Annotated in this window: 11 protein-coding genes and 1 pseudogene; 7 read left to right on the top strand and 5 right to left on the bottom strand. The window is 65.4% G+C overall.

All coding sequences use genetic code 11. The annotated features are described in order from the left end of the window. Window positions 1-23: 23 nt before the first annotated feature. Together DIE23_RS03495 and cydX are read right to left on the bottom strand one after the other, a co-directional pair. Window positions 24-641 (bottom strand): ATP-binding protein, encoded by a 618-nt coding sequence (locus DIE23_RS03495; RefSeq protein WP_124610812.1) that lies wholly within the window; start codon window positions 639-641, stop codon window positions 24-26. Continuing rightward, a complete protein-coding gene (gene cydX / locus DIE23_RS03490; protein ID WP_124610811.1) occupies window positions 638-784 on the bottom strand; it encodes a cytochrome bd-I oxidase subunit CydX in 147 nt (48 codons plus the stop codon). The genes DIE23_RS03495 and cydX overlap by 4 nt, the downstream gene beginning before the upstream one ends. A 181-nt stretch (window positions 785-965) precedes the next feature. On the opposite strand from cydX, the gene corA reads away from it, so the two are divergent. Further along, the gene (gene corA, locus DIE23_RS03485) at window positions 966-1,943 is read left to right on the top strand and encodes a magnesium/cobalt transporter CorA (RefSeq protein WP_124610810.1); all 978 of its coding nucleotides are present in this window, start codon (window positions 966-968) and stop codon (window positions 1,941-1,943) included. An 18-nt stretch (window positions 1,944-1,961) separates the two neighbouring features. Here the strand turns inward: corA and DIE23_RS03480 are convergent, their stop codons facing one another. Both DIE23_RS03480 and DIE23_RS03475 read right to left on the bottom strand, forming a co-directional pair. After that, the gene (locus DIE23_RS03480) at window positions 1,962-2,249 is read right to left on the bottom strand and encodes a YciI-like protein (protein ID WP_124610809.1); all 288 of its coding nucleotides are present in this window, start codon (window positions 2,247-2,249) and stop codon (window positions 1,962-1,964) included. A 477-nt stretch (window positions 2,250-2,726) separates the two neighbouring features. Then, on the bottom strand, window positions 2,727-3,215 hold the full coding sequence (locus DIE23_RS03475) for an adenosine-specific kinase (RefSeq protein ID WP_124610808.1): 489 nt from the start codon (window positions 3,213-3,215) through the stop codon (window positions 2,727-2,729). Between the two features lie 142 nt (window positions 3,216-3,357). Here DIE23_RS03475 and DIE23_RS03470 point away from each other — a divergent pair, with 142 nt between their 5' ends. From DIE23_RS03470 to DIE23_RS03450, 5 genes and pseudogenes are all read left to right on the top strand, one after another. Further along, window positions 3,358-4,344, top strand: a complete 987-nt coding sequence (locus DIE23_RS03470) for a cysteine synthase A (protein WP_124610807.1) — start codon at window positions 3,358-3,360, stop codon at window positions 4,342-4,344. 101 nt (window positions 4,345-4,445) lie between these two features. Continuing rightward, on the top strand, window positions 4,446-4,934 hold the full coding sequence (locus DIE23_RS03465; protein ID WP_044848239.1) for an aminoacyl-tRNA deacylase: 489 nt from the start codon (window positions 4,446-4,448) through the stop codon (window positions 4,932-4,934). 353 nt (window positions 4,935-5,287) lie between these two features. Continuing rightward, a pseudogene (locus DIE23_RS03460) lies at window positions 5,288-5,707 on the top strand (helix-turn-helix domain-containing protein); the annotation flags it as partial. Between the two features lie 570 nt (window positions 5,708-6,277). Then, a complete protein-coding gene (locus DIE23_RS03455; RefSeq protein WP_124610806.1) occupies window positions 6,278-6,661 on the top strand; it encodes a hypothetical protein in 384 nt (127 codons plus the stop codon). Next, a complete protein-coding gene (locus DIE23_RS03450) occupies window positions 6,606-7,313 on the top strand; it encodes an SDR family NAD(P)-dependent oxidoreductase (RefSeq protein WP_124610805.1) in 708 nt (235 codons plus the stop codon). The genes DIE23_RS03455 and DIE23_RS03450 overlap by 56 nt, the downstream gene beginning before the upstream one ends. A 111-nt stretch (window positions 7,314-7,424) precedes the next feature. Here the strand turns inward: DIE23_RS03450 and DIE23_RS03445 are convergent, their stop codons facing one another. Beyond that, window positions 7,425-8,357 carry a LysR family transcriptional regulator gene (locus tag DIE23_RS03445; protein WP_124610804.1) on the bottom strand — a complete coding sequence of 311 codons (933 nt, stop codon included), beginning with the start codon at window positions 8,355-8,357 and terminating at the stop codon, window positions 7,425-7,427. Window positions 8,358-8,653: 296 nt separating this feature from the next. Between DIE23_RS03445 and DIE23_RS03440 the strand changes: the two genes are divergently transcribed. Then, window positions 8,654-9,118, top strand: a complete 465-nt coding sequence (locus DIE23_RS03440) for a RidA family protein (RefSeq protein WP_124610803.1) — start codon at window positions 8,654-8,656, stop codon at window positions 9,116-9,118. The last annotated feature ends 235 nt before the right edge of the window (window positions 9,119-9,353 follow it).

Raw genomic sequence — 9,353 nt, 5'->3', positions numbered from 1 at the left:
AAGAGCAGGGCGGTGCGCGCCGCTCAGGCGGGCAGCGGCGGGACGATCGTCGTCTTCGGCGCCGGCGGTGCGATGCGGTACAGCAGCGCATCGATGTCCGCGTCGGATGGTGCGGTGTTGTCGAACATCACGATGCCGTCGCATTCGTGGCCGGTCGGCACGAAGCGGCGTTGCCGGTATTCGTCCCAGTGCGCGAGCTTGTACGCGTCGTTCGGATTGCCGCGCGCGACGATCCGCTGATGCGCGACGTCTTCCGCCGTATGGACCCAGACGACCGTCAGCGTGACGTCCGGCCCGATGCCGAGCCACGCGCGGTCGAGGATGCGCCGGTCACGCACTTCGCGCGACAGCGGGCCGACCACGAGCACGCCGATGCCGAGCGCGAGGTTCTCGCGGGCCGTGTCGAGCAGGCCCTGGTATTCGGGATCGCGCAGATGCTTCAGGTAGAGCGGGCTGTCGCGGTCGTTCGGATCGGAGGTGAGGGCGCCCATCGCGGCCGAACTGTAGCGGCCGTAGAGCGTGTCCTTGTCGAGCAGGCAGAAGGCTTCACCGGTCGCGCGCATCAGCGGCCCGATCAGCCGCTTCGCGAGCGTGGTCTTGCCGGTGCCTGCATGTCCGCAGAAGAACACCAGGTGCGTCACGAATACCGGCTCCCCGAATCCGCGCGCGGTGCGTCAGTGCGCTTGTCGTCGCGCGAGAACACTTCCGCTTCCAGCCACATCGCGTTGATGATGCCGAAGCCGAGCGCCACGCCGATGCCGAGTATCCACGAGAAATACCACATGGGTCTGTCTCCTTGACGGTTGGGCCGCACGGCCGTGCCGTGCGTCTGTCGAAGCGATGCCGTGCGCGTGCCGCGGCGCATGCAATCCGATCATGACCAATATCGGCGTGCCGCGCAAGCCGGGGGCCGCCCGCGCGCCAAACCGGTAAACTGATGTGGAAACGGCAACATCACGGATACCATGCTGATCAACTGTGCTGCATACCAGGACGGCCGCAAGCTGGCCGATATCGATATCGACGCCATTAGCGACTACGTGTCGAAGCCCGAGTGTTTCGTGTGGGTCGCGCTGAAGGATCCGACACCGGACGAGATCGACCTGATGGGCGAGGAATTCGGGCTGCACGAACTCGCGCTCGAAGATGCCCGCAAGGGGCATCAACGGCCGAAGATCGAGGAGTACGGTGACTCGCTGTTCGCAGTGCTGCATACGGTCGAGTTCGACGACGACGGCGAATTCAAGGTCGGCGAGCTGAACGTGTTCGTCGGCCCGAACTACGTGCTGTCGATCCGCAACCATACCGAGCAGGATTTCCGCGCGGTGCGCAAGCGCTGCGAGCGCGAGCCGCACCTGCTGCAGGAAGGGTCGGCGTTCGTGTTCTATGCATTGATGGACCAGGTCGTCGACCGCTATTTTCCGATCCTCGAGGCGCTCGGCAACGAGCTCGAGGAACTCGAGGACCGTATCTTCACGAAGGCCACGCCGGCGTCGTCGCGCGTGATCATCGAGGACCTCTATTCGCTGAAACGCCGGCTCGTGATGCTGCACCAGCACACGGCGCCGCTGATCGAGCCGCTCGCGAAGCTCACCGGCGGGCGCATCCCGCAGGTCTGCAGCGGGATGGAGCATTACTTCCGCGACGTGTACGACCACCTGCAGCGGATCGTGAAGACGATCGAAGGGCGGCGCGAGATGGTCGTGACCGCGGTCCAGGTCAACCTCGGGATGATCTCGCTCGCGGAGAACGAGGTGACCAAGCGGCTCGGCTCGTTCGCCGCGCTGTTCGCGATACCGACGATGATCGCCGGCATCTACGGGATGAACTTCGCGAACATGCCCGAACTGCACCTCAAGTACGGCTTTTACGGCTGCATCGCGGTGATGGTCGCGGCCGATCTCGCGTTGTGGTGGCGCTTCAAGCGGGCGGGGTGGCTGTAGCCATTGCCCCGTGCATCGCTAGCGCGGCGCGTGCTTGCCGATCACGACGCGCCACGGCCGCACGCGCCAGGACTTGACGAGACCGTTCTGCACGTACGGATCGGCGCGCGCGAACGATTCGGCGGCTTCCGGCGAATCGCCCTCGAACACGAGCACGGCCTGGTCGGCCGGATCCTGCAACGCGCCGGCGAGCACGAGTTCGCCGCGTTCGGTTGCCGCCCGCGCGAGTGCGAGGTGCTCGGCGCGATACTGTTCGCGCCGGGACAGGTAATCGTCGACGAGTTCGTAGATCAGCTGGTAATGCATACGTTGCTCCGGGAAGAGTCGACGGCCGCGGCCGGTGCGTCGGTGCGACCGTCGGTCAGTCTGCTGCGGCCAGTATAGGACAGCCGGACGGCCACGGCGCGACGCAAACGGGAGCGTATCTTCATTCTCGTAAATGCAACTAACGGTCTAGTTTTCCTCCGCCCTGAAATCCCGGCCGCGGCCGTGCTTTTGACGCAGCAGAGTCTGCAGGACAGGGCCCCGGTAGAAGAGACGCGATCATGACCGTCCGCCTCGCCGGTCCACGCCATTGCGGCGCGGTCTTATGCAGCGTCTTTGGAATTCGTGCCGGGGCGGCAGGCAGTACCGGCGGCGGCACATCGGCCGGGCATCCCGCGACGCCTGCCGCGGGCGCGCCGCACCCGGCGGCGAGTCACGGTCAGGCCTCCGCGTCTCACGCATGAACCGGCCCGCAGCCGGAGGGCGCCATGCGCCCGGCGCCGGATCGGCGGCCCGCGGTTAAGCCTTGTATCCGATCGTGCGCAGCAGATCCTTGCGCCAGCGCACGTCGTCGTCGTTCTCGATGCCGAGCGGCGGAAGGCCGTCGACGACGCCGACGATTCCGCGTCCTTGCGCGGTTTCCGCGACGATCACGTCGGTCGGATTCGCGGTCGCGCAATAGATCCGGCAGACCTCCGGCACGGCCTTGATCGCATTGAGCACGTTGACCGGATAGAAACCGTCGCCGAGGAACACGATGAAGGCGTGACCGGCGCCGATCGCGCTGGCGTTGCGGCACGCGAGTTCGACGAGCGCCGCATCGGTGCCGGAACGGCGCACGAGCCGCTTGCCCGATGCCTCGCAGAACGCGAGCCCGAAACGGATGCCAGGCACGGCGCCGACCAGCGTCTCGTGGATGTCCTCGACGGACTTGATGAAATGCGACTGGCCGAGAATGAAATTCACGGCCTCGGGCTTGTCGATGGCGACGGATTGCAATTGCAGCATGGCGGACCTCGTCTGGCGATGCGGCGCGCGCGCCGCACTGGGCTCTCCAAGCTTAGTACGCGGCGGCCGGCGTCGAAAGCGGCGGCCGCGTCCTATCCTTCGTTGTGTATGGCGCGCGAGCGCGAATGCAAGGGAGGGGAACATGGACGTGCGACAAGGCTTCGTGGACTGCGTGGGGCGCACACCGCTGATCCGGCTGGCGAAGCTCAGCGCGGAAACGGGCTGCGAGATCCTGGGCAAGGCGGAGTTCATGAATCCGGGCGGATCGGTGAAGGATCGCGCGGCGCTCTACATCATCCGCGACGCCGAGCAGCGCGGTGCGCTGAAGCCGGGCGGCACCGTCGTCGAGGGCACGGCGGGCAACACGGGCATCGGTCTTGCCCATATCTGCGCCGCGCGCGGCTATCGCTGCGTGATCGTGATTCCCGACACGCAATCGCCGGACAAGATGGCGATCCTGCGCACGCTCGGCGCCGACGTGCGCCCGGTGCCGGCGGCGCCGTACCGCGACCCGAACAACTATCAGAAGATTGCCGGGCGGCTTGCGGACGAACTCGACAACGCGGTATGGGCCAACCAGTTTGACAACGTCGTCAACCGGCAGGCGCACTACGAGACGACCGGGCCGGAAATCTGGCGCGACACGGCCGGCACGGTCGATGCGTTCGTCTGCGCGACCGGCACGGGCGGCACGCTGGCGGGCGTGAGCCGCTATCTGAAGGAGCAGAATCCGGAGGTCCGGATCGTGCTGGCCGATCCCCACGGCAGCGGGCTCTACGGTTACGTGAAAACGGGTGACCTCGGCGCCGAAGGCAACTCGATCACCGAAGGCATCGGCTCGACGCGTGTCACCGCGAATCTCGCCGGCGCGCCGATCGACGACGCCGTGCGGATCGATGATCCGCTGTGCGTGAAGATGGTCTACCGGCTGCTGCGCGAGGAGGGGCTGTACGTCGGCGGATCGAGCGGCATCAACGTCGCCGCGGCGGTCTGGCTGGCCCGCCGGATGGGCCCGGGGCACACGATCGTGACCTTGCTGTGCGATCGCGGCGACATCTATCGAGCGCGGCTTTTCAACCGCGAATGGCTGCGCGAAAAGGGGTTGGAACCGGAGTGGGAGCCCGAATGAGGAAGGGGCGAAGCGGCGATTTCCATCGGGCCGAATGCGACCTATGCTGAACAAATCCGGAGCGAACTTCGTTCGCCCGATTCGCCCAGACGAGGTGTGCCATGCCTGTATCAGCCACCCTGCAGGATTGCCTGCGCCAGAAGTCATCGCGGTACGAAGTCGTGTACCACCCGTATAGTCATACCAGCATGGAGACGGCCGCCGCCGCGCATATCCCCGGCGATCGCCTCGCGAAAACCGTGCTGCTCGAGGACGACGAAGGCTACGTCGCCGCCGTGCTGCCGACGTCGCACGCGGTGCGACTGTCGGATCTTTGGGTCAAGACCGGCCGCCATCTCGTGCTCGCCAGGGAAATCGAACTGCGCGAACTGTTCAAGGATTGCGACCTGGGCGCGTTGCCGCCGGTGTGCATGGCGTACGGGATGAAGACATTCCTCGAGGAACATCTCGCGCAGCAGCCGGAAGTGTATTTCGAGGCCGGCGACCATGAAGCGCTGATCCACATGATGCAGGACGAATTCCTGTCGCTGATGGAGACGGCCGAGCGCGCGCATTTCTCGCACAAGATGCAGGGGATGTGGTTGTCCTGATCGTCCTGTTGCGGGCGGTTTGCAGTGGCTGGAGACGGCGTCTGGCGGGCGGCCGTCGAGGATATCGCGTGTCGGCGGTTTTGCCGCGGCCGCGTTCACAGTGGAAGACGATGGCTGAGGGCGACCGGTGAGGCGGGATTCTAGCGGTGTCCGGCCAGGGTTTCAGTGGTGTTTTCGGGTAAATTTACTATTTGACATAATCATAATTATCGATAGTTCTTGTTGTAGTAGCTTTTTAGAAATGTCGTGTTCTGGCCACTTAGAAATGTCGCGTTTTGCCCTCGGTATGCTTGCCGGTTCCTCAAGGGATTGTGGAGCCGGCCTTGCACCGAACAACACTGGTGACATTGAACATGCGAGAACTCGACCGCCTGAAGGTGATTCAGGCCGTGGTGGACATGGGCCTGAAGCCTGGTCGTGCGGCTGAACGGCTGGGCTTGACGGTGCGACAGGTCCAGCGGCTGGTGGAGCGTTACCGCGAATCTGGTGCGGCAGGACTGGCTTCGCGCAAGCGTGGCCGCCCGGGCAACCGGCGGCTGGATGAGGATCTGGCCCGACGGGCACTCGCGATCGTCCGTGAGCGCTACGCCGATTTCGGGCCGACGCTGGCCTGCGAGAAGCTGTATGAGTGCCACGGCATCCGGCTGGCCAAGGAAACGGTGCGCCGGCTGATGACCGATGCCGGGCTGTGGGTGCCGCGTCGGCAACGTCCGCCTAAGGTGTACCAGCCGCGAGCGCGCCGGGCGTGCCTGGGCGAGTTGATCCAGATCGACGCACGCGGTTGCGGTCCAGGCGTCGGGCGCAAGCGAGTCGACGACAGCAAGCGATGCGTCCCACAGCGATTCCCAATGGCCATACTCGCATTCCCATTCGGCGCTTCGCCGGCGGACCGGGTATAGCGCCACCCTGGCAGCCCCGAATCGGATGCATCGAGCCGCCCCGCCGCTCCGTTCGCCTTGTCGCGCAGCACCAGGGATGCCGCGAGACTTACATACCGCGCCGGCTGTTCGCCGACGCACGCGATCTTGCGCATGTGCATGTGCCGCGCCGGCCGAACCAAGCGTGCGGCATCAACGGATCGGCATCGTCCGCCACCGGATGATATCGGGCCGCATCGACGGATGTGGACAGGAGTGTGCCAGCTTTGGTCGGGTTCAGAGTGCCGGATAGCGCGCCAATCATGCGCGTGTGGCGGGCATACCCTGCCCTGATCCGGTTTGGGTGCCGACAGGCGAGGCGTGTGACGGTCAGGTCAGGCGCGTTTTCGTATCCAGCAGTTTTGATAAAAAATAAGGCTATTGTGATAAGAAAAGTTATCCGGATAGATTCGATAAATTTCCGAAGTGCCCGAAGCGTTCGAGCACGCCAGCGCGCAGCATTCGCAGCATTTCACCGCGCACCCCCCCGAATTCACGACGGTCGATGCGTGTTATCGCGCATCAATTGCCGGCTCGTTGGCGGCCGCGTCGATTCACCGCCACCAATACGCCGCCGCACCGATCGTCGCCGCGGCCATCCGCGCACTTCCCCCGCATTTGTTCCCGCGACGCAAGACTGTTGGTCCACGGTGGGTGTTCGAACTCCGGCCCGACACGCCTAGAGTCTGGTCCATCGGATTCATCGATCCGGTCGGCACCGAAGCCGAAAACCAGTCACCTGTCGAGGCATATCATGAGCACTTCCAAAGTCATCATCGTCACCGGCGCATCGCAAGGCATCGGCGCTGAAACGGTCAGCGCATTCCGCGCCCAGGGTCATCGGGTGGTCGCGACGTCCCGTTCGATCGGGCCGTCGGACGATCCCGATCTCGTCACCGTTGCGGGCGACATCGGCGACCCGGCGGTCGCGCGGCGCGTGGTCGACACCGCAATCGAACGTTTCGGCCGGGTCGACACGCTCGTCAACAACGCAGGCATCTTCATCGCGAAGCCGTTCACGCAGTACACGGCCGACGACTACGCGGCCATCACCCGCGTCAACCTGGACGGCTTCTTCCACGTCACACAGCGCGCGATTGCGGCGATGCAGCGGCACGGCAGCGGACACGTGGTCAGCATCACGACGAGTCTCGTCGACCACGCGAACAGCAACGTGCCGTCGGCGCTCGCATCGCTGACGAAAGGCGGGCTCAATGCGGCGACGAAGTCGCTCGCGATCGAATATGCGAAGGCCGGCATCCGCGTGAACGCCGTGTCGCCCGGCATCATCAAGTCGCCGATGCACGCGCCCGATACGCACGCGACGCTCGCATCGCTGCATCCGGTCGGCCGGATGGGCGAGATGAGCGACATCGTCGGCGCGATCCTGTATCTCGATTCGGCGCCGTTCGTCACCGGCGAGATCCTGCACGTGGACGGTGGCCAGAGCGCGGGGCACTGAGCGCAAGGTAGCCAGAATGTGCCGGCGCGGACGGTCCGAGGCGGCCCGCGACCGGCGCAGCCGTGCCGTTCGGGCCCCTCCCTGGTCCGTTGCCGGCGTGGCCGGACGCGGCTAGCGCGCCCGCTTGCCGGGCGCCTGCTCCAGATGTTCGATGAGAAAGTCGACGAAGACGCGCACGCGCGACGACAGATAGCGTGCATGCGGATACAGCAGCATGAACGGCCGTGACCGCCCGCCCTGGCCGGACAGCACTTCCGTGAGTGTGCCCTCCCGCAGATCCCGTTCGACGATGAAGCGATAGGTCTGGAACAGGCCCGCGCCGCTGCGCGCGAGCGTGACGCCGGCAAGGACGTCGCCCGACGCGCCGTAGCTGCCGGTCGTCGCGATTTCGATTTCCGCCGAGCCGTCGTTGAACAGCCACGGAATCGGCCGGCCGCTGCTCGGAAGCTCGAACTGGATGCATTCGTGCGCATGCAGATCGTCGACGGCGCGCGGCACGCCGGCGCGCTTCAGGTAGCCGGGCGTCGAGACGACGACGAGTTCGGCGTCCTCCAGCTTGCGCGCGACGAGGCTCGAATCCGCCGGCGCGCGGCCGCGGATCGCCAGGTCGAAGCCCTCCTCGGCGAAATCGATGTTCCGGTTGCTCAGGTGCGTTTCGACGCGCACGTCGGGGTAGCGCTCGCGAAACGCGGGCAGCAGCGGCAGTACGCGATAGTGGCCGTACGGCGTCGGCATGCTGATGCGCAGCACGCCCGCCGGGGTCGCCTGCTGCCCCGTCGCTTCGCGCTCCGCGTCAACGAGCTGCGACAGCGCATCACGGCATTGCTCGAAGTAGCGCCGCCCGGAATCGGTCAGGCGGATTTGCCGCGTCGTGCGTACGAACAGGCGTACGCCGAGACGCTCCTCGAGGCGCGCGACCGACCGGCTGACCGCGGCCGGCGTGACGCTCGCGGCCGTCGCGGCGAGCGTGAAGCTGCCGAGTTCGGCTGCCAGGCAGAACAGCTCGATGCTGCCGAGCAGGAGGTCGTCGAATTTTCGTTGCATGAGGGGCTCCGGGCGTCCGGTGCTTCCATCGCGGGACGTCGAGGCAACGAGTGTGCACGAATCCCGGGTGGGAAACCAGCGAACCGGCGAACTCGGCAGGCGACACCGGGCGGCTCCGCCGGCATGCGTTCTCGTCATTAGATGCCGCGCGCGATTCGTTACATCGTGTGTCGAATCAATTGCGCGAACGATATTTACCGGCCCCGACCGCCTCACTAGAGTGACTGACAGAGGCCCTGGCGAGCGACGCTTCCACGCTGCGGCCTGCACATCGACCATCCCCGAAGGAGAATGCAATGACGATCGAACAGAAGCTGGCCGAACTCGGCTTCACGCTACCCGAACCGCCGCAACCGCTCGGCAGCTACACGGCCGTCAACGAAGCCGGCAACCTGTTGTTCGTGTCCGGGCAACTGCCGCTCGTCGACGGCAAGGTCGCCTATACGGGCCGCGTCGGCGAACGGCTGAGCATCGATGATGGGCGGCACGCGGCGCAGCTCGCGGCGCTGAACGTGCTCGCACAAATCCGAAAACACCTGGGCGGATTCGACCGCCTGCATCACATCGTGCGGGTCGAGGGCCACGTCGCGTCGGCCGACGGCTTCTACGGCCAGCCGGCCGTGATCAACGGTGCCTCCGACCTGTTCGCCGCGGTGCTGGGCGACAAGGCGGGACACGCGCGTTCGGCCTTTTCCCAGCGCCAGTTGCCGGCCGACGCGGCCGTGATCCTGGTCGTGATCGCCGAATTCCGTTCGGCGTAACCGGGTTGCCTCCGCCGGGGCAACGGCCATTCCGACGGGCATCTGTCCTGCCCGTCGCGAAGTTTTCCGTCCACCTCATCCTTTTTCATATCAGGGCCGAATCGTACGGAAGCCTTATCCCGCAAGGATGTGCACGATCCAGATACGTTGGAATACAAATATCGCGTGCGATTTAATCGAATACGCTTGACGAGGCGGATCGTCTCCACCAAACTGCATCGCATGCGATCGAATC

Origin of the sequence: Burkholderia sp. Bp9143 (genome assembly GCF_003853645.1) — a bacterium.
Taxonomy (GTDB): Bacteria; Pseudomonadota; Gammaproteobacteria; order Burkholderiales; family Burkholderiaceae; genus Burkholderia.
Note: the sequence above shows the minus strand (reverse complement) of the source record. Positions and strands in the feature narration are given on the sequence as shown.

What these genes read in the sequence shown, in the direction of transcription:
- DIE23_RS03450 (WP_124610805.1), top strand. Translation starts at nt 6,606, where the DNA reads ATGAGCACTTCCAAAGTCATCATCGTCACCGGCGCATCGCAAGGCATC.
- DIE23_RS03445 (WP_124610804.1), bottom strand. Translation starts at nt 8,357, where the DNA reads ATGCAACGAAAATTCGACGACCTCCTGCTCGGCAGCATCGAGCTGTTC.
- cydX (WP_124610811.1), bottom strand. Translation starts at nt 784, where the DNA reads ATGTGGTATTTCTCGTGGATACTCGGCATCGGCGTGGCGCTCGGCTTC.
- DIE23_RS03470 (WP_124610807.1), top strand. Translation starts at nt 3,358, where the DNA reads ATGGACGTGCGACAAGGCTTCGTGGACTGCGTGGGGCGCACACCGCTG.
- corA (WP_124610810.1), top strand. Translation starts at nt 966, where the DNA reads ATGCTGATCAACTGTGCTGCATACCAGGACGGCCGCAAGCTGGCCGAT.
- DIE23_RS03480 (WP_124610809.1), bottom strand. Translation starts at nt 2,249, where the DNA reads ATGCATTACCAGCTGATCTACGAACTCGTCGACGATTACCTGTCCCGG.
- DIE23_RS03440 (WP_124610803.1), top strand. Translation starts at nt 8,654, where the DNA reads ATGACGATCGAACAGAAGCTGGCCGAACTCGGCTTCACGCTACCCGAA.
- DIE23_RS03465 (WP_044848239.1), top strand. Translation starts at nt 4,446, where the DNA reads ATGCCTGTATCAGCCACCCTGCAGGATTGCCTGCGCCAGAAGTCATCG.
- DIE23_RS03475 (WP_124610808.1), bottom strand. Translation starts at nt 3,215, where the DNA reads ATGCTGCAATTGCAATCCGTCGCCATCGACAAGCCCGAGGCCGTGAAT.